Here is an 18,656-nt window from a genome sequence, read left to right on the forward strand (position 1 = left end):
TCCGACGCGCCGCCAGCGAAGCGCTAGGCGACGTGGTGAAAGCGCGAAGAACCGCTAATCTCGGCGCTGAGGCGGAGCGCGGAGGAATACGTGACGGAGGACTGGGCGGCAGTCGCCAAGGCCATCAACATGCGTGTGAACGAACTCGGCTGGCGACAACGCGAGCTGGCCGAGCGATCGCACGTGTCGCAGGCGATCGTGCGCGAGCTCCAGCACCACACGGTCGAGCGCCGCCGGAGCGCGCGCACGCTCGAAGCGCTGTCGACGACGCTGGGCTGGCACCCGCAACATCTGCTGGCAGTGCTGCAAAGCCGCACGCCGCCGCATCCGGACGAGCCGGCCGACGACGGCCACGAACTGTGGTCGCGGCTGGACGCGCTCGAACAGCGCCTGGCGGAGATCACCGACCGGCTGGAAGAGGTCCAATCGAGCCTTGCGACGGTCGTCGAGCACGTCCGGCCGAAGCGTTAGCGACTTGGTGAGCGAGGTGTTTTCCATGCCTCTAATTCAAGGCCGGAACGGCGTCGCAACCCATGCACAAGCACCGCAGCGCCACTGCACAAACACTGCAGATCGCCGACATTTGGGAGAGCAATGAGTGCGGCCGGGGGATGGACGGGGCGCGCAGCGGTCGCGTTGCAGTCGGCATTGCGGCTCAGTCAAGAGCGATTCGCCGAGCACCTCGGAATCAGCGCGCGCACGGTCGCGTCCTGGCACAAGAAGCCGGACCTGCGGCCACAGTCGGAGATGCAACAGGTCCTGGACACCGCGCATGAACGGGCGTCTGACGCCGAGCGCGCCCGCTTCGCCGAGCTGATCGGCGAGGGGCTGGCGGTCGACACGGCGCCGGACACGACCGAGGCCGACCGCCGGCTCGCCGCGGACCCGCACATCGGCGCGGCACTCGAATGGCTCGACCGCCACGCCCACTGGACGCCCGGCACCGCACGCCGCGCCGTCGCCGAGCGAATCGCGAGCGTGGACGTCCAAGACCTCCACGACCGCGGCACCCGCCGCGGGTGGGTCAGCCAGCGCGACGTCGCGGCCGCGCTGGCCACCTACTACGGCAGTCGGCTCGACGACCACGGCCTGTACACGGCGCGGTGCGACGATCTGACCATGAACACCAGCGTCCTGACCTGCGAAGGCTGGCTGGACCTGGACTGTGAGCTGCGCCCGCCGTACGACCGGCTTCGGGTCCCGAGCGCGCAGGCGGAAGCCGACCTGGACTTGGACGACCACGCGGCCGGCCGCGCCGTTCAGCGGCTCGCCGAGACACTATCCATGAACACCCGGCTCACGGACAGCCCGATCTACCGACTGTTGAGCACTGACATCCGTGAACACCAGCTCGGCGGCACGTTCGGCACGTCCCAGTTCGTGCACTACGCGCTGACGGTCGACCTGCTCGAAGGCGAACTGGTGGATACCGTGGCCGCCGGCTCGACCGCCATGCCGCTCCGAGACCGCTACCTGCCGGACCTCCGATCGGTGCTCAGCGTCGGCGACCGCCTGTGCGCGGGTGGCGTCCTCGCGCTCACGGCGATTGCCCGGCCCGCGGACCCGTACCGCGGCGAGGCGGACTACCTGCTCTTGGTTCAGGAGCGGTCCGGCCACGTGCTCAACGCCGCGCGCCGGCTGGCCGTGATCCCGAAGGGCTTCCACCAACCGCTCACGGACGTCCGCCGAGACGCGCAGGTCGGGACCACGCTCCGCCGCGAGATGGAAGAGGAGCTGTTCGGCCGCCCGGACATCGACAACACCCGCGGCGACATCCTGGCGGCCGATCCGCTGCACCCGACCAGGCTCACCGAGCCGATGAGTTGGCTCATGGCCGAGCCCGGCCGCCTGCGGATGGAGTGCACGGGGTTTGGCCTGAACCTGGTCAGCGGGAACTACGAGTTCGCCAGCCTGATCGTCATCGACGACGAAGAATTCTGGGTCCGCTACGGGGGAGTGGTCGAAGCAAACTGGGAATCCGCGACTCTTCGTCAGTATTCGACTACCGACGCGGAACTCGTCGCCGAGTTGTTGGGTGATGTAGCGTGGAGCAACGAAGGACTGTTCGCCATGACGCAAGGACTTCGACGCCTTGCGGAAATCGGCGGAGAGCGCGTGAAACTGCCCGCGATTGAATGGGAGATCAGCCAGTGAACGACGGTTGGACCGCCGGTAACGCCAACGAAGACGCGGTCGAGACGCGCGGCTGGCTGGTAGGCCACTTCATCGACCCGTCGCAGGGCGTCCGCGCCACGAAGGACGTAGAAGTCAAGTGGGCGAACCATCCTGCAGGCGACAAGCGTCCAGAGTGGACGTCCGACGACCAGCGAACCACTCTCGTGATGCTGATCTCCGGCGAGTTCCGGGTGGAGGTCACCGGCGGTGGCAAGATTATGACGCGTCAGGGTGACTATGTGATGTGGGGGCCAGGAGTCGACCATTCCTGGGAAGCGTTGGCGGATTCGGTCGTCTTGACTGTCCGCTGGCCATCAGCAACCTAATTCGACCGCCGGAACTCTCACTCGATCGCCGTCGATCTCGGCAAGTCGACGCAATCCCTGGAGAAACGCGAATAGCCCCTCGCTGCTCCAGGTTTCGTCGCCGATCAGTTCAGTGATCAAGTCACCGTCCAGCGTCGAGTACTGCCGCAGCCCGGCAGCCTCCCAGTTCGCTTCGACGTCGCCGCCGAACCGCGGCCAGAACTCCTCATCCTCGATGACGACCAGGCTGGCGAACTCATAGTTCCCGCTGACCAGGTTGAACCCGAACCCGGTGCACTCCAACCGCATCCGCCCCGGGGCGGTAAGCCAGCGCATCGGCGCCGACAGCCTGCTCGGGTGCATCGGGTCAGCCGCCCGCTGCGCGCCCGCCGTGTTGTCGACGTCGGTGCGCCCGAACAGCTCCTTTTCCAGCTCGCGTCGCAGCGTCGTCCCGATCCGTGCGTCCGCCCGGTGGTCCGCCAACGGCCGGTGAAACGCCTTGGGGATGACTGCCAACCTGCCAGTCGCGTTCAGCACCCGCCCCGATCGCTCCTGGACGAGTAGCAAGTAGTCTGGTCCGCCGCGATGCGGGTCAGCTGGCCGCGCGATCGCCGTCAACGCGAGTACCCCGCCCGCACACAGGCGTCGATCCAGATCGAGCACCGCCGCGAAGTCGGGCAAGTACTTGTCCCGCAACGGTGCGTCCCCCGGCCGCAGGTGCGTTCCCGTCGCCAAGCTGTCGATCAGCTCGCGCTCAAGCAGATCCACGCTCAATGCGTACTCAACGAAGGGGACCAATCCGACCTTGCCCACGACGGCGTCCTGCCGCGTCGCGATAGCCGATAGCCGGTAGATCGGCACGTCCGCGATCCGCACGTCATCCGCCGCAGCTTCCACGAGCCGCCGGACTGCCGCGTTCTCCTCGATGCCACGGCGCGGCCGCTCGACCTCTGGCACCAACGCAAGCCGGTCGGTCTGAAACGTCAGAGGACACGCCAATTCCGTCCACTCCGGACGGGTCAGGATGCTGGTTTGTGCCTCGACCCCGGCGCAGCGGACCTGGTACATCGAGTGTCCGGCAGGCGGATCACCGTAGTAGCCCGCCAAGGCGTCTGAGAGGTGGCTTCGGCCGACCGGCATCCGGACGCGCCGACCTGTCGGTACTCGTGCTTCCACGCGCTCGCGTGTCGTCCCCGGGCTCCAGCCGACCTCCCGATCCAGCCAGCTGAACGCGGGCTCAAGCGCCGATCTGAGCAGCGGCGTACCGGCGGCCGGACGCACGCCGATCAACTCGCGCAGCTCCTCGGCAGAGCGGCCGAGCACCTTGGCCAGCTTCGGCCACTGGTACGGCTGTGGCGCGTAGTCGCCGGCCTCCCACCGGATGACCGTTGATCGGTCGACGCGCATCACTTCGGCGAGCTGCTCTTGAGTCAGCCCGGCCGCCTTCCGAGCTGAAACAAGCTCATCGCGTCGACGAACACCGACCACCTGAACACCTCGCTTTGGTTGGCGATGATCGCAGCCTAGCAGGCATATCAGCAGGTGAGCGCGCCCTGTGCCACATCTGCGCAACGAAACTTCGACGTTTGCGCTCTGGGCTCTGCCGGGTGCTCTGGATTGGATGATTTCAACACATCCGACAATCGGAGGGGCGACCGTGACGAGCGGCGAGCACAGCTCACGACCGCCGCGTCTCTACGTGACCTGGTACCGCTGCGTCGCTGACGACCTGGACCACGCCGTCACGGATGAGGCGTTCGCGCACGGCGTCGCCCTCCACGAGGGTCGCTACCGCGCACTCTGCGAACACGAAGTCTTCATTGACTCGTGTCTCGTTCCGCCCGGTCGCCCGTGCGTCGCCTGCTTCGCCCTGATTCGTCTCCGCAACCGCCCGGCTGACGCCGAGCCTGCGCGCCATTTGGGGCCGTCCCGTTGGCGTCGCCTCTTCGGCCGCCTCCAGGCTCCGGCCGTCCTGCCACCGCGTCCGCCTCAACGCGTGCGGCTCGTTCCCGAGCAGGCCGGCCGGCCCACGACGTCGGCGGGAACGGGCGGCGCCCCGACCGCGCCCGTTCCCGCCGATCACCACGCGCGGCGAGGCACCCCATGACGGCCCGCCTGATCATCGCGCGCCCGCTACCCGGCACAGTGGGCGAAACCCGCCGCGTCGTGCACGTCTTCCCGCTCCCGCCGGAGGAGGCCGCGCCGGAGCACTTGACCGCGTACTGCGGCGAGACCTTCGGCCCCGGCGAACTCGAATTGCTGGACCGTCCGGTCGGGATGCCCTGCGTGACGTGCCTCCGCCGTTCGCCCGGACCCGGTACCGCCGAACTGCCGGCGGGGGAGCGGTGACGCCCGGCGAGCGGCCTGGCGTGCCTGCCTTTCAGCGGGAGCTTGACCCGCTGCTGCTTCTGCCGGTGCGGCTGTTCGTCGCGTGCCTGCTGGCAGACATGCGCTGGTGCGAAGACGTCGCCGTTCGGGGCGCGTTGCGCCTTAGCGGGCGGAGCTTCGCGCAGCACGTCGAGAGTCTGCGCGCGGCCGGGTACCTGGAGACCCGGACTGAAGGACGTCCTACGAAGCTCCGCCTCACCACGCTCGGGCTCGACCGGCTGACCGAGCACGTGACTGCGCTCCAGACGGTCGCGCGGACGGCCGCCGAACTCGTCGCCGCACAGCGCGCCGACCTTCGGCCGCCGATGTGACGGGTGCCTGCCTCGGACTCGAAACCGGCGCCGCAGAAGCCCATACGTGACGGCTGTGACGGGTTCCGACGAACCCGTCACAGCCGTCACAAGCAACATCTGTGCAGGTCAACTGGTATCTTAAGCCGTCACGGCAAGTGTGGCGGCGTGACGGCTCGCGGGCGGGTTTGTGACGGCCAGATCCGTGACAGGTCGGTTTGCTCATCCCATCGTCGTCACGAAATATGTCACGAAAGCTGGGGATCAGCATGGCCGAGCCGGTGTGCGCGGGCTGCGGCAAGACGTTGCCTCGTCCCGGCGGGCGGGGGGCGCCCGGCGACGTATCATGGCCCAGCATGCCGCCAGCGCGCCCGCCGCGCGCGGCTCGCCGCCGATCCCGCCTGTACCGACCTGCTGCTTTGCTCGACAGGGCCGGATGGGCCGTCGCCGTCGCGCGCCGCGCCGCGACATCCAGCGGCGACCCACAGGTCGCATCCGCCGAGTTGGCCGCGGCCGCCGAGCTAGCCGGAGCCGCTCAGGCAAACGAAATTGCTGCCGCACCTCCTGCGGAGGTCGAACGCCGTCTCTACCTGTCGCGGAACCGGCGACTGTAACGAAACCTGCGGCGCCGAAGGTGTGGCCGGTGACGCGCGAAGACGTCATCGATGTCGACACGGCCCGGGTCGAGCGCGGCGAGAACTCGATCCTGCCTTGGTTACCTCAACCGCGACCAGCGTCGACGCTGGGGAAGCGCGGACGGCGGCAACGACGATGACCGCACCCGGCGGACCCTGGCGCGTATCGACAAGACCCGCTCGTCGGACTGCTCCTTGGCGGCGGAGTTCACATCAAGCGATAACGTAACAAGGCAAACCACGCCTTCCGTTAAATGGTCACGCAAGATCAATGTTGATCAGCCAGCTCCGAGATCTGGAGCGGTCACAATTTCGTTGCATTGCGGATTATCTGTAACGGGTGCCACCAATCAGACGATGCAATATGCAGACCGCAGCTCTTGTCGCCGCGGCATGCCTGCAACCTCAATACCGAAGGAGTCGAAAACTTGTCGAAGTACACGATTGACAGTGTCGGGCTTGGGGCGCTACTGACTCAGCGCCGTTTCGGTGTCCCTACCTATCAAAGGGCGTTCGCATGGGGGTCGGGCGAGGGAAGAGATGAGGTTGAAGACTTCTGGAAAGATCTCGAGCAAGCTGTGGCCTCTAAGTCTGATGAAGCATATTTCTTGGGGACCGTTGTCCTGTCAGACTCGTCGGATTATGTTGAAACTCTTTCCGCGTCTGGTAGGTCGTTCATAATTGACGGGCAGCAGCGGCTAACGACGGCCTTCTTGCTGATACTTGCGATTCGTGACGCATTCAGAAAGAGAGGAGATAGTCGGGGTGATGATATCGAAAAACGGTACATTGCATCTCGCGACTTGCGGACACGGGAGAAGGAGTCGCGGCTTCGCCTCGGTGCGACCGACAACGACTTCTTGCAAAGTCTCATCGAAGGTACTCGTCGGTCGTTGGACCGACGCGCTCCACAAAGTCATCGACTTTTGGCAAAAGCGATGGATTTCTTGAGTGGTCAAATAGAGGTGCACACGGCGAGTATGGGTGACAAATGGGCGGACCGACTAGTTGACTGGGTTGACCTCATTCATGAGCGAGCACTAGTTATCACCGTTACGGTTCCACCGAGTCCGACGCTTTCTTGATTTTCGAGACTCTAAACGATCGGGGAATCGATCTAACTATCGCTGACCTGACAAAGAATTACATCTATAGCCGCGCAGCCTCTCGCTTGAGTGAGTGTCATGATCGTTGGGTAAGTACTACCGCCTATATCGAACAAGCGACTGGTACCGGGAGTAAATTCACCGACTTCCTACGATATTACTTCACAAGTCAGCAAGGACCAACGCGGGAACGTGAAATTTTTGTCCGGGTGAAAGAGCGGCGCTTGACCACTCCGTCGGACGCCGTTTCTTTCAGTGAGGAACTGAAAGTTGCGGCGCAGGCGTATAGTCGCCTCTTGGGAGCGGATCCCGCGTTTTGGCCAACCGTTCAATCCGGTGCTTCTGAGAACGTGGAAGCATTGCGTACGCTGGAGGTTGAACGGCTGCGGCCGATTCTGCTGGCGGCAATGCTAAACTTTACAAACTCGCAACTAGCCCAACTGTTGAGGCTGGCTGTTTCGGCAGCAGTGCGAATGCGAATTTCTCGCACAGCTGAAGGGAGCAAGGCTGAACGAGTAATCGCTGAGGTGGCAAGAGCTATCTCCGAAGGTTCGGTAACAACCGCCAAGAAGGTCATTGGTGAACTCGCCACAATCCTGCCTTCGGATGAGCAGTTTAGAAAAGACTTTTCCACTGCAGTTGTCCGCCGGCCATCGTACTCCAGATACTATCTCCGGTCTCTTGAAATAGAAAACCGTCGCCCTGGTCAGTCTCCGGAGTTTGTTGCTAACCCAAACACGCGCGAACTCAACCTAGAGCATGTCCTGCCGCAGTCGGCCACCAAAGAATGGGATAAATCAATTCCATCTGACCGTCAGACTGAATATGCATATAGGCTCGGTAATCAAGTTCTTCTGCGCGCCGGCGAAAATAAGACTATTGGGAATGCTTCCTTTGTGGAGAAGAAGCCAATTTTAGGTGCATCGACTCTTTCTCTGACTATGATAGTTGGAGAAGCGCAAGAATGGAACATGATCAGTATTGAGGAAAGGCAACGCAAGTTGGCGGACCTTGCAGTTAACTTCTGGAAAATGTCATGAAGGCGGATCTGTGGCTCGGGATCGCGGGGGCATCATGATGTCAAAGACGCGACCTGAATGCGCGTCAGCCGGTTCGTAATTCAGTCAAGGCGGCACCTCTGATGCAAGCGGCCGCCTTCCTGTTATCTTGTTGCTTTGTTGACGTCTTTGATAACCGCAAGGCGCCGGGTGCGACTATCGCGCGTTCTAACTCGGTCACAGTCCTGGTTGATCTGTTTCCCGAGCATTGCGGCGATTGTTATGGTCTGGTTGGCGAAGTGGAGGAGTGAGGATGTCACTGCTACAGCTTGCAGGTGCGATAGCACCGATAATTTCAAGTTTAATCGTGATGATTTCCGTTGGCATTGCGACCCTTCAGTTTAGGCTTGCAAATCGAGCAAGATTGGCTGAGGCTCTGAACAAAATGTTTCAAGAGTTCCACTCGCCGCAGGCGTGCTCGGATAGAGATACGGTCCTTGAATCTACCGCTAATGCATCAACGAGTTTAAGTACAGAAGAGCGCAAAGCATTTGGCAGTGTGATTGAATTGCATGAACGCGTCGCCCTGCTGGCACGGCGTGGCCTTGTGCCGATAGGAATTTTATTGGATATGTATTCCGGTCTCTATGTTCGTTCTTGGGATAAGCTTGAATGGTATGTAGGAGATTTTCGAGTGACCACTGACCTCGTCAATTACGGCGAGAATTTCGAACACGTCGCTGGAGTTGCCAGAGAGTATAGGCGACAGAATTTCAAGGCCGCCGAGCAGTCGAATGATTTGAAGGGGTAGGCGGCCGTCGGCATTCGACCCCGAGATCTATAAGCAGAGCCACGCGGTGGGTGCGGCATTCAACCGACTCAAACGCCACCGCGCCGTGGCCACTCGTTACGACAAGCTCGCAGTCCGCTACGAGCCACCGAGGGCAGCTTCGGCTGCCTCGATGCGGGCTCGGACCTCGGCGGCACGATGGGGCCGGTTGTAGCCGTCGAATAAGGTCGCTGCTTCGCGCCAACATTGGACTGCATCGGCGCAGCGACCAGTCGAGTGTAACGCTATCCCGAGCGTGTCAAGAGGTTCGGCGACTGCCTGGGGAGTGTAGTCAACAGTTCGGCCATCAGCTATTGCGTCCCGACACAACGCAATGGCCTTCCGGTGTTGACCTAGTCCTTGCCAGGCTCGCGCCAGCCAATACATGGCATAAACCGCACCAGCCAGATCGCCGGCACGGCGACGCAAGATAAGGCCGTGTTCACCGTGTTCAAGTGCCTGCTTGTAGAGGCCAAGACCCGTAAATGCAGAGCTTAGATTGCCCTGGATTACCGCCTCGAGACGGCCAGTGTCGACACCTCGACTCAACGGCAATGCCTCATGAAGATAGGGCAACCCCTCTTCGAACTGCCCCTGTAGGCAGCGAAGTAGGCCGATGCCGTTGAGCGCGTTGGCCAGTTGGCGGTTTACGGGGATATCTCGAGCCAGGGTCAATGCATGTTCAAGATTTTCAAGTGCTTCATTCCATCTTTCTGCTGTAATTAATACCTCGCCTAACCAGTTGCGAAATCGTGTTTCAGCCACACGATCACCGGAGCGCTCAGCTGCGACCAGGCCAAGCTGGGCACCTCGAAGCTCATCGACCCATCTGCCGTGTCGGCTGAGGAATCGGCTATTCTGCGCCAGATGTACTGCCTGTGCATTTAGTTCATTGTCCACGGCCTGCTGAAGGGCGGGCAGCATGGTTGCACGTTCGGCTTCGAGCCAGGCCAGTGCTTGTGTCGAGTCTTTGATTTCCGGTGATTGATGACTAGAACATTTGTATGTCCGCTGGGTCCGAGGGTGGGCAGGATATAGCAGCTCATCGCATCTATATGCAGTGTCACCGTACCAGTTGAGAAAGCGTTCAACGGCGTAGCTTCGGTCCTCGTTGGTGTCGAATCGGAGGGCCTGGTCGCAGGCGTAGGTGCGCAGCAAGTCATGGAATCGGTATCGGCTTCCACTTACCGGTTCAATTAGGTGAGCGGTGGATAGGCTCTCCAGTTGTCGGCGAACTTCAGATAGCTTAAGGTCGGCGAGTGCGGCGGCGGCATGGAGGCTGAGGTCAGGGCCAGGATGCAGGCCCAACCGCCGGAACAGCCGCGCTTGTACCGGCATCAATTGCTCGTAGGACCAATCGAAGACTGCGCGCAACGCCGCTCGTTCATCTCCGTTGCGGCTGAGTACGTCGAGCCGGTAGCGATCGTCGGTCAGTTCGTCGACCACTTCGGCCACGGTGGTTTGCGGGCCGATGGCGACCCGTCCGGCGGCGATCCGTAACGCCAGCGGCAGCCGGGCGCATAGCCGGACAAGTTCCGCCAGTGCGTCGGGCTCGGCCTCCGCACGCAACGCGCCGACGATACCCGCTACTAACGCCATGGCCTCGTTGAGGCTGAGAAGATCGAGCGTTAGCCTTGTCGCACCTTCGGTGACGACAAGGCCGGTGAGGCTGTCACGGCTGGTCACCACGACGACCGAGCCAGCTGAGGCCGGAAGCAATGGCCGGACCTGCTCGGCACTCTTGGCGTTGTCGAGCACAACCAAGACTCGTCGCTCCGCAAGCAACGACCGATACAGCCCGGCCTGTGCCTCGACGCCTGGCGGCATTCGTTCGGCCGGAATCCCCAACGCGCTGAGGAATCCGCCCAAGGCCTCACCGGGGGTGGCGAGTTCACCCGGGCCGTAGCCACGCAGATTGACGTATAGGGTGCCGTCTGGAAAATGATGTTGCATCTGGTGTGCCCAGTACACCGCCAAAGTTGTCTTGCCGATGCCAGCGGTTCCGTCTACTGCCGAGATCACTACCGCACCGGACGGCGGCGCGTCGTCTTCTCTCGAGATCAGCGCATCCAACGCCGCAAGGTAGTCGGTCCGGCCGGTGAAATCTCGAACCGTCGAGGGCAACTGCCGCGGTACGCAATCCGAACCGACCTTGTCCGCGTCTCGCACCATGCACATCAGTGTGTCGTCCAGCAGCGTCACCCCAGTGGCTTCCTCTGCAGCTCCACCCTCACGGAGCACAGCCGACACTGTGTGTGACCGTGCGTTCGCGCCACGGCAGAGTCGGTCGCTGTTCATGAGAACGGTCTTCGGTGTGCGGTCACGAACAGGTCTGAGTTCCGAGGGGCAAGGGCGCCAATGTGGTGCTGACCTGCTGAAACGTGCTCGATCAGCGTGGCGAAAGCGTTGTGGTCAACATGCAAGCCCGTCTTGGGCACATCATCGCCCCATAGCAGAAGCTCGGCCAACCGCAACAAACGAGCGTAAATCAACCGAGGAACAGCCGTGTAGATAGTGAGCAAGATCGTCCTCGGACACAGTATTACCCCACGGATCGCGAAACGCGATCTTGGAACTGGGGTGCTCGAGGCCTAGCTCGAATCGATCTCTTTCAGGCGCCATCCGGTGCCGTTGTAGACGATGATCTTTCCTGAGTCGCGCAGTGTTGCTGCCACGTGTCTGTGTCGTGTTCGGTCAGGCTCGAGCCTGGTGCAGCCGTCGCTGATCTGGCCTCCAAGTCTGATGTTGATCTGATCGATGAGATGGTCTTCGCGGATGTAGAGCGTCTTCGGTCGCTCTTGGCTCGCGCGTTGGGTGCTGGTGTGGCCGTGGCGGCAGCGGTAGGTCGGGCGTCCATGGTTCCAGTGCGAGTCCAGCCGCCGGTCGCAGACACCGCAGTGGATCAGGCCGGCCAAGGCGAACCGGCGAGCCCGGCCGTCACTGGCCGGTCGCGCCGCTCGGATCTGCTGGGCGGCGATGAAGTCCTGTTCGGTGACGAGCGCCGGATGGGCGGCCTTCGCTGACAGGGCCGGCGTTGCGGCTGGGCCGCTGGTGTCGGTGGCGCGGCGGTTCCAGGTCTGGCGGCCGGTGTAGCGCGGGTTCGCCAGGATGACGGCGACGGTGCGCAGTGTCCAGGCGTCGCGGGTCCGATGGCGGTTGCGGTCCGGGTCGGCAATGGACGGGCAGGGGACACCGCGCTCGTTGAGATGCCGGGCGATGCTGGCGACGCTGTGCCCAGCGAGACGTTGCCGGAACATCCAGCTCACGTGCGGCGCGGTTTGGGGATCGGGAGCGAGGCGTTGCAGCCGTCGGCCCCAGCGGGCGTCGGCGGGGTTGGGATGCGGGCCAGCGTCGACGAGACGGTAGCCGTAGGGCGGTCGGCCACCGAGGTAGCGGCCCTGCTGGGTGGCTTGGTTGTGCATCGCCGCCAACACCCGGTGCCGGGCGCGGAGCACTTCGCGCTGCGACTGGGTGGCCAGCAGCGACATCAGCGCCCGATGATCGGAGTTGCCGAGATCGACCGGGCCCCCGGTTTCGGGCAGCCAGAGCTGAATACCGTGCCGGGTGCACCAGGCGTAGAGGGTGCTGAACTGGGTGCCGGTGAAGGCACGTTCGTACTCGCCAACCACGATCGCATCGATCATGGATTCTGGACTCGACGCCTCGGTCATCAGCTGGACAGCCTGCGTTCGCTGTCGCCATGGGACTCGGCGTGAGGTGCCGGCGTCGAAGTAGGCGGCGACGACCTGGCCGTGGCCCCCGACCAGCTCATCGGCCATGTCGCGTTGCCAGCCCTGTGACGACACGCGGTCTTGATGGCGGGTGGTCGAGGTCCGGCCGTAGAAGGCGAACCGCAAGCCACTGCCGTGGTCGGGGCGGGCAGTAGTGGTTGTCGGCTTCTTGCTTTTCATCCACTGCGCCAGCAGGTCGGCCGTGCCGGCGAGTGGTGCGGTCACGTAACGCGGGGGCGGGTGCGGTGGGATCACGTTGGACGGATGTCGCGGCCGTTGGGTCATGACGGCGGGCTCTGAGTGGTTCATCCGATCAGCGCAGTCAACGCGTCATCTAGCCCGCGGCGCTCCCGACGCACGCGTTTTCCGCAGCTCCGGAGGTGAGGGTGGGTCGTCGTCTCGCAGGCTCGCCACCAGCCAGTGACAGTAAGCGCTCATGTCGTAACTCAGCTCGGGGCGACGTCCCACGTCTCCTCTTGCGCCGAACGAGTGAACTTGAAGTTTCAATTTATTACCCTAGGTAACGGTGGTGAGTCAGTCGCTCACTGCGGTCACCAGCGGAAATGATCGTGAACATCGTCGGCTGAGTCCTTTTCGTGACCGGAGGCGGCTTTCGGGCACTGTTACGCGCGGGATGCGGATGTCGACGAATGCCACAGAGCGTGACGCGTTCCGTTGCGTCGCCGCTGGACTGAAAGAGGCAGCCCCGTGTCTTACGCCCCCATGCCGCCGTCGGTGCCGATGCCGGTGGCGAACCAGCCCAAGAACGGCCTCGGCACGGCCGGGTTCGTGCTCGGCCTGATCGGGTTGATCTTTGCGTTCATCCCGATCATCGGGATCGTCGCGTGGCCGCTGACGATCCTCGGGCTGATCTTCGGCATCGTCGGGACGCTGCGCGCCAACCGGGGCCAGGCGAGCAACAAGGGGCTGGCCATCACCGCCGTCGTGCTGTCGGCGATTGGGCTGGTCATCTGCGTGCTCTGGACCGCGGCCTTCGGCAAGGCGGTCAACGACGCCGCCAACGGGATGCCCGCCGCTGCCCTGACCAGCTCGGTCGCCGCGCCCGACCACGTTCAGACCACCAGCCCCAACCTGAACGACGCCGCCGCTTCGGCCGCGGCCACTGCTCCGGTCGAGCCGTCGGCACCCACCACGAGCGAAGCACCCAAGTTCCCGCCGCAGGTCGAGCAGGCCCGCGCCTCCGCCCAGAACTACCTGAGCTTCACCGCGTTCTCGCGCAACGGCCTGATCCGGCAGCTGTCCTCGTCGGCCGGCGACGGGTTCCCGAAGGATGTGGCGACCCAGGCCGTCGACAGCCTGTCGGTGGACTGGAACGCGCAGGCGGTCAAGTCGGCGGAGAACTACTTGAGCTTCACGTCGTTCTCTTGCTCGGGGTTGAAGCAGCAGCTGTCATCGTCGGCGGGTGACGGCTTCACAAAGGCCCAGGCCGCCTATGGGGCTGGCCAGACTGCAGCCTGCAAGTAGATCCGCCGCAACCAACGGGAGTAACGGAAGTCCTCACCCATACGACCTGTCGCGGAATTGGTCGCCGATCGTCGCCGAGCACGGGAGTCGAGCGTCTCGCGCCGGGAAGCGGGTAAGGCGTTCCAGCAACGCGGCCGGCGTCTTCTATGGGGGCGCGTCGCGTTGACCATCGCCTGATGCGTAGCCGGAAGTAGCGGGCGGGGTCCTCGCGGAGGCCTCAGGTCACGGCGACGATAAGTGGACCAGGTTATCGTCCATGACCGCGTGGAAATGCGAAACGGGCAAAGGAATCTGTGGTTCAGATGCTGTGGTGCGTGCTGACAGCCGCCCGGAGTTGGATGCCGTGAGCTGATCCAGATCGCCGATGAGATCGCCGCGCGCTCCGATACCCGTTCACCTAGGGAAGTGGCCGACGATGCAGCGCGGCAGGCTGGCATCTCCCCAGACGTCCCAAGCCGAGTGGACGACGTCTTCGCCGAGGCCGAGCTAGAGGCGAGCGCGCTCGTCGCCGCAGCGTTCGACGGAGACGGCATTGCTGTTGATGAGATGACAGCTGATCCGTTCGCAATGATCGCCCGGCGCCTCCAGCCCGACGTGATTGTCGAGCGAATCGCTACTCGGCTGCGTACGGAGTTCGCTGGGCAGCCCGGAGCCGAGCTGTACGTCGCGGCGTACGTCGCCGCAACCCTTCGCCGTCCGCGCAAGCCACTCCTGCTGCGAGCATTGCTTGCGGCGATCTGCGGTCACGTGGAGGTCTGCATCCTTCGGATACTGCGGCGCGAACTGATGACCCGGGATCGCTACTCCGATATCAGCGATCCACAACTGGAGACCGATGTTCGGAAGCTGATGGTGGGCGGTCTCCCGGCGTGGCGTTCCCACCTCGACAGCTTACTGGGAGTCGACGTCACGGCAGGAAGTGCGGAATGGCCGGGTGTGGTCGAGCCGTTCGAGCGTCGTCATCTGCTGGTTCACCGGGAAGGACTGGTCGATCACCGCTACCGGATGCGGGTGTCCGATGCGCCGCCGGCTGATCATGGACGGCGTGTGCGACCGGTTCCGCGCCTACCGCGACGTCCTGGACGTCGGCACGTGCGTGCCCTGGTACTGGAGTTGTGTGATGGCGGTCAGCCAAGGTGCCTTCCCCTCTCGCTTGCGGATGCCGTGCGTGTTCTATACTTTGACGCTATTCGGCGGATGCGCCCGCCGGTCCACACCGGAGCCACCCACGCGGCTCATTGGTGAGGGGCGAAGGTCACGGACTGGCGCACCGGGCTATCCGATCCAAAGGCTCTCGCGCACCCGGGCATGGTGAGTTCTGTCCGTCGTCTCGAGTCGGCGGGTGATGCGTGGGCGCCTGCTGGAGCGAGAGTCATTGTGCATGGTCGCCGCATCCCCAAAACCGCTGTCCGCGCCCGCATGGCCGAGACCGGCGAGACGTACCAGCAGGCGCAGACCGCGCTGAGCAGGGTAGTGCCTCGTCACTTCGTAATGCCGCCGGCCGATGACGAGCCGTGCGTCGGCAAGTGCCAGTCCGAGTTTTCGCTCGCCGGGGAAGCCGGGAGTGATGGTGGATCGATGGTCGCCTGCGGTCGCTGCCCGGGATCGGTCTGTGTCGCATGCGGCTGCCGTCCGGTGGCGGAGCCGTTCGCGCGTTGTGAACGTTGCGAGGAAGAGGTCGGCGGCTGGGAAACGGCCGAACGGCTCCGGGAGCGGTGCGCGGGTCGCCGGTGCGTCTCGCGGGCCAGGGCCGGCACCTCCGATTCCGATTCGGCGAGCAATATCTGCGACTCCTGTGACGAGGCGATCTGCTGGTGTGGTGAGGAGGCGGTCGAGGACATATTCGACTGGTGCGGCCGTTGTTGGTCCTCTGAGCCGGACTTGTACGACGACGACCAGGACCGGCGCGAACTCGAGGAGGCGTTTCACTATGCCGCGGGTTTGATCGTGAAGCTGGGTGGCGGTACCCGCCGACAGGTCTACGCCCAGCTTTGCCGGTCTATGCGGGTGAAAGTCGGAGACGCGACCGTTGACCAGCTCCGCGACGGTCTCTCCCACGCTGACCAATGGGAACGGCGGCTCCGCAGATAGACGCGTGTGCACCAGGTGTGGAGGGTGGCGAATTGTTTGCCGGTGAAGGCGCGTTCATACTCGCTGACCACGATCGCATCGATCGCGTGCTCTGGGGCGGAGATCGTGGCCATCAGTTGAGAGGCTTGGGGTCGCTGCGACCAGGGGATGCGTCGTGAGGTGCCGGAGTCGAAGTAGGCGGTGAGGATCCGGCCGTGTCCGGTGATGAGGTCTTCGGCCATGTCGCGCTGCCAGCCCTGTGATGACACGCGATCTTGATGGCGGGTGGTCGAGGTGCGGCCGTAGAAGGCGAACCGCAACCCGCCACCGGGCTGCGGTGGGGGAGAGAGGCGGGTAGCTCTGCCGGTGATCATCCACTGCGCGAGGAGGTCCACCGTTTCTGTAGCTGACTCGGGGAGTGGTCGAGGGGGGATCACTCTGATCGGATGCATTTATCCTGGGGTCATGACGGTGAGCTTCGGAACGTTAGCCCGAACAGCTCAGCCGAGGTGTCGTCGAGATTACGGCGTATAACGCTCTATTCCCCGGCGCTTGTGGTCTGTAACCCTCACGTTGCCAGAGTGGTCCGAAAGACTGGGGCAGGTATCCGTGAGAGCGCCTCATGCGTTTGCCTGCCGAGCCGTTCGATCTGGCCAGGGACCAACCGGTCGACTTCGTCGTCGTGGCGCAGGTGCCTGCCGACGAGAGCGATGCCGATAACGCCGCAGTCTGGCTCCGTGAAACGCCAGCAGGCTCAGGATCGACTAATGATCACCAGATCGACGTGGCCGGGAGGTGCTGATGGACGCAGCAGCCGCAGCCCTGTTGGGTGCGGCCATCTGGCTGACCGGTACCGCGGTCGCGCCGATGGTCACCGCCTATCAGGCAAGCGAGCGAAGAGTCAGGACTTCATGCGCGAGGCCTACGCGTGGGTTTCGTGCCTGACGAAATACCACGCTGCGAGACAGTCGAGGACCATCGGAAGCTCCGCGACAAGATGCTCGACGCATTGGCGCATATCGAAATCTTCGGCACGAAGGCGACCAGCGACCTGTGCAGCAACGTCGTTGATGCGTATGAGGCTTGGAAGATCAAGGCCACGGCAGCGAACACCGACTTCGCCGCGAGCGCGAAGAAATTCGAGGCCTCGGCGCGGTCGGACTTTGACTCGAACGACGCCATGGGCGCCTCGACGCCGCAGCAAGGGCGGTTGTGGGCACGGCGGCGTTGCCTGTCGCACGCGAGCGTGGCTTCGAGGTCGGATTGCTTGACTCCGCTGGCGTTGCGCAGCCGTGAGGCGTCGTCGAACACGCAGATCACTACGGAGAACGCCACGCTTGAGCAACGCGTCCGTCGGTTCGCTACAGACAACCGCGCCATTGCGGAGCGCCCGCAACTCACCAAGGCGGGCGCGGTCCCGGCGGGACTGGCCGCGTTCATGGCGCGCCGCCGCGACTGGGTCCGGCTCGTGGGCGACACCAGCCTGCGGTTGATGGAGCTGGAGAACAGTGGCGCCTCCCAGTGGGAATCGGCTCCGCTGCGGATGGCCGCGATGGCCGGACCCGTCCGGCCGTACTGAGCGCGGCCCGGCCGTGTCAGGGCGGGGGCGGGCCGGTCGTGCCGCGGACGACGAGCTTGGGATCCAGGACGATCTCCGCCGGGGCGCGGGACTCGTCTTCGAGGCGGCTCGTCGCGGCGTGGACCGCGGCCTGGGCCAGCCCGGCGGCGTCCTGGTGGACCGTGGTGAGGTCGATGTGCGAGAGGTGTGACAGGTGGTTGTCGTCGAAGCCGACGATCGAAATGTCGCGGGGGAACTCGAGGCCGGCCCGGCCGAAGGTGTGCATGAGCCCGATCGCGCACCGGTCGTTGCCGGCGACGACGGCGGTCGGCAGCGAGTCCTCGCTGAGCAGCTGCCGCGCCGCGGCCATGCCCGCTTCTTCGTCGTGCGCGCCGGGCAGGACGCGGTCGGGCAGTTTGTGCCGCCGCACGGCGGCGCGGTAGGCCCGGCGCCGGTCGGCCGAGCCCGGCTCCTTGCCGCCGTCGACGTGCACGATGTGGCGGTGGCCGAGGTCGACGAGGTGGTCGACGGCCTGCCGGATGCCCTTGGTGTCGGCGGTGTGAATGCTGTCGACCCGCACGCCCGGCAGCCGGCGGCCCACCACGGCCACGACGGCGCGGCGGCCCAGTTCGTCGAGCGCTGAGCGCTCGGCGTTCGGGCCGAGCAGGATCAGCGCTTCGCAGCGGTGGCTCAGCAGGGCCTCGACGGCCTTGGCCTCGTCCCGTGTCGGTGCCGTCGCCGACAGCAGGACGTCGTAGCCGAGCCGCTCGGCTTCAGGGTAGATGCCTTCGACCAGGTCGGCCTGGAACGACTGGTGCACCGTCACCATCACGCCGAGCGTCCGGCTGCGTCCGCGGGCCAGCAGCCGGGCGGCGTTGTCGGGGTGGTAGCCGAGTTCTTCGGCGGCGGCGAACACGCGGTCGCGCGTCTCCTGGCTCGCCCCGGGCTGGCCGCGGAACACCAGGGACACGAGGGCGCGGGAGACACCGACCTTCGCGGCCACGTCGGCCATCGTCGGCTTCGACCTGCTCGTGAGTTCGCCCTCGCGCACGCCCGCTCCCGCCTCTGCTCCAGTCGGGGCCCGAT

At 64.3% G+C, this 18,656-nt stretch carries 16 protein-coding genes; 11 read left to right on the forward strand and 5 right to left on the reverse strand.

Annotation, left to right across the window (positions count from 1 at the left end; all coding sequences use genetic code 11):
* The first annotated feature begins 90 nt into the window (after window positions 1-90).
* The 3 genes from AB0F15_RS16255 (at window position 91) to AB0F15_RS16265 (ending at window position 2,501) form a co-directional block, all read left to right on the forward strand.
* Window positions 91-471, forward strand: a complete 381-nt coding sequence (locus AB0F15_RS16255) for an XRE family transcriptional regulator (RefSeq protein ID WP_360270602.1) — start codon at window positions 91-93, stop codon at window positions 469-471.
* Window positions 472-594: 123 nt separating this feature from the next.
* Window positions 595-2,154: a transcriptional regulator gene (locus tag AB0F15_RS16260; protein ID WP_360270603.1), complete on the forward strand. Its 1,560-nt coding sequence runs from the start codon at window positions 595-597 to the stop codon at window positions 2,152-2,154.
* Window positions 2,151-2,501, forward strand: a complete 351-nt coding sequence (locus AB0F15_RS16265) for a signal peptidase I (protein WP_360270605.1) — start codon at window positions 2,151-2,153, stop codon at window positions 2,499-2,501. Before AB0F15_RS16260 ends, AB0F15_RS16265 begins: the two co-directional genes overlap by 4 nt.
* On the opposite strand, the gene AB0F15_RS16270 is transcribed toward AB0F15_RS16265, so the two are convergent.
* A complete protein-coding gene (locus tag AB0F15_RS16270) occupies window positions 2,490-3,968 on the reverse strand; it encodes a helix-turn-helix domain-containing protein (protein ID WP_360270607.1) in 1,479 nt (492 codons plus the stop codon). The genes AB0F15_RS16265 and AB0F15_RS16270 overlap by 12 nt on opposite strands.
* Before the next feature lie 615 nt (window positions 3,969-4,583).
* On the opposite strand from AB0F15_RS16270, the gene AB0F15_RS16275 reads away from it, so the two are divergent.
* The 5 genes from AB0F15_RS16275 (at window position 4,584) to AB0F15_RS16295 (ending at window position 8,708) form a co-directional block, all read left to right on the forward strand.
* Window positions 4,584-4,829, forward strand: a complete 246-nt coding sequence (locus AB0F15_RS16275) for a hypothetical protein (protein ID WP_360270609.1) — start codon at window positions 4,584-4,586, stop codon at window positions 4,827-4,829.
* Entirely contained in the window at window positions 4,826-5,179 is a 354-nt protein-coding gene (locus AB0F15_RS16280; RefSeq protein WP_360270611.1) for a MarR family transcriptional regulator, read from the forward strand. The genes AB0F15_RS16275 and AB0F15_RS16280 overlap by 4 nt, the downstream gene beginning before the upstream one ends.
* Window positions 5,180-6,221: 1,042 nt before the next feature.
* On the forward strand, window positions 6,222-6,878 hold the full coding sequence (locus AB0F15_RS16285; protein ID WP_360270613.1) for a DUF262 domain-containing protein: 657 nt from the start codon (window positions 6,222-6,224) through the stop codon (window positions 6,876-6,878).
* Window positions 6,875-7,939, forward strand: a complete 1,065-nt coding sequence (locus AB0F15_RS16290; RefSeq protein ID WP_360270615.1) for a DUF1524 domain-containing protein — start codon at window positions 6,875-6,877, stop codon at window positions 7,937-7,939. Before AB0F15_RS16285 ends, AB0F15_RS16290 begins: the two co-directional genes overlap by 4 nt.
* Before the next feature lie 271 nt (window positions 7,940-8,210).
* Complete coding sequence (locus AB0F15_RS16295; protein WP_360270617.1) at window positions 8,211-8,708, forward strand: hypothetical protein; 498 nt, start codon at window positions 8,211-8,213, stop codon at window positions 8,706-8,708.
* A gap of 117 nt (window positions 8,709-8,825) precedes the next feature.
* Here the strand turns inward: AB0F15_RS16295 and AB0F15_RS16300 are convergent, their stop codons facing one another.
* Together AB0F15_RS16300 and AB0F15_RS16305 are read right to left on the reverse strand one after the other, a co-directional pair.
* The gene (locus tag AB0F15_RS16300) at window positions 8,826-10,928 is read right to left on the reverse strand and encodes a tetratricopeptide repeat protein (RefSeq protein WP_360270619.1); all 2,103 of its coding nucleotides are present in this window, start codon (window positions 10,926-10,928) and stop codon (window positions 8,826-8,828) included.
* A 389-nt stretch (window positions 10,929-11,317) separates the two neighbouring features.
* Window positions 11,318-12,682, reverse strand: a complete 1,365-nt coding sequence (locus AB0F15_RS16305; protein WP_360270621.1) for a recombinase family protein — start codon at window positions 12,680-12,682, stop codon at window positions 11,318-11,320.
* A 483-nt stretch (window positions 12,683-13,165) separates the two neighbouring features.
* On the opposite strand from AB0F15_RS16305, the gene AB0F15_RS16310 reads away from it, so the two are divergent.
* Together AB0F15_RS16310 and AB0F15_RS16315 are read left to right on the forward strand one after the other, a co-directional pair.
* Window positions 13,166-13,942 carry an Ltp family lipoprotein gene (locus AB0F15_RS16310; RefSeq protein WP_360270623.1) on the forward strand — a complete coding sequence of 259 codons (777 nt, stop codon included), beginning with the start codon at window positions 13,166-13,168 and terminating at the stop codon, window positions 13,940-13,942.
* Window positions 13,943-14,347: 405 nt separating this feature from the next.
* On the forward strand, window positions 14,348-15,187 hold the full coding sequence (locus AB0F15_RS16315) for a hypothetical protein (RefSeq protein ID WP_360270625.1): 840 nt from the start codon (window positions 14,348-14,350) through the stop codon (window positions 15,185-15,187).
* A gap of 734 nt (window positions 15,188-15,921) precedes the next feature.
* Here the strand turns inward: AB0F15_RS16315 and AB0F15_RS16320 are convergent.
* A complete protein-coding gene (locus AB0F15_RS16320) occupies window positions 15,922-16,407 on the reverse strand; it encodes a hypothetical protein (protein WP_360270627.1) in 486 nt (161 codons plus the stop codon).
* A gap of 602 nt (window positions 16,408-17,009) precedes the next feature.
* Here AB0F15_RS16320 and AB0F15_RS16325 point away from each other — a divergent pair.
* Window positions 17,010-17,591: a hypothetical protein gene (locus tag AB0F15_RS16325; RefSeq protein ID WP_360270629.1), complete on the forward strand. Its 582-nt coding sequence runs from the start codon at window positions 17,010-17,012 to the stop codon at window positions 17,589-17,591.
* Window positions 17,592-17,607: 16 nt separating this feature from the next.
* Here AB0F15_RS16325 and AB0F15_RS16330 read toward each other — a convergent pair whose 3' ends face one another.
* Complete coding sequence (locus AB0F15_RS16330) at window positions 17,608-18,621, reverse strand: LacI family DNA-binding transcriptional regulator (RefSeq protein WP_360270630.1); 1,014 nt, start codon at window positions 18,619-18,621, stop codon at window positions 17,608-17,610.
* Window positions 18,622-18,656 lie beyond the last annotated feature (35 nt).

Source organism: Amycolatopsis sp. NPDC026612 (assembly GCF_040638285.1).
Taxonomy (GTDB): Bacteria; Actinomycetota; Actinomycetes; order Mycobacteriales; family Pseudonocardiaceae; genus Amycolatopsis.

Bases quoted from the DNA above. Each gene is read 5' to 3' on its own strand.
- AB0F15_RS16260 (WP_360270603.1), top strand. From the start codon at position 595: ATGAGTGCGGCCGGGGGATGGACGGGGCGCGCAGCGGTCGCGTTGCAG.
- AB0F15_RS16275 (WP_360270609.1), top strand. From the start codon at position 4,584: ATGACGGCCCGCCTGATCATCGCGCGCCCGCTACCCGGCACAGTGGGC.
- AB0F15_RS16295 (WP_360270617.1), top strand. From the start codon at position 8,211: ATGTCACTGCTACAGCTTGCAGGTGCGATAGCACCGATAATTTCAAGT.
- AB0F15_RS16325 (WP_360270629.1), top strand. From the start codon at position 17,010: ATGCTCGACGCATTGGCGCATATCGAAATCTTCGGCACGAAGGCGACC.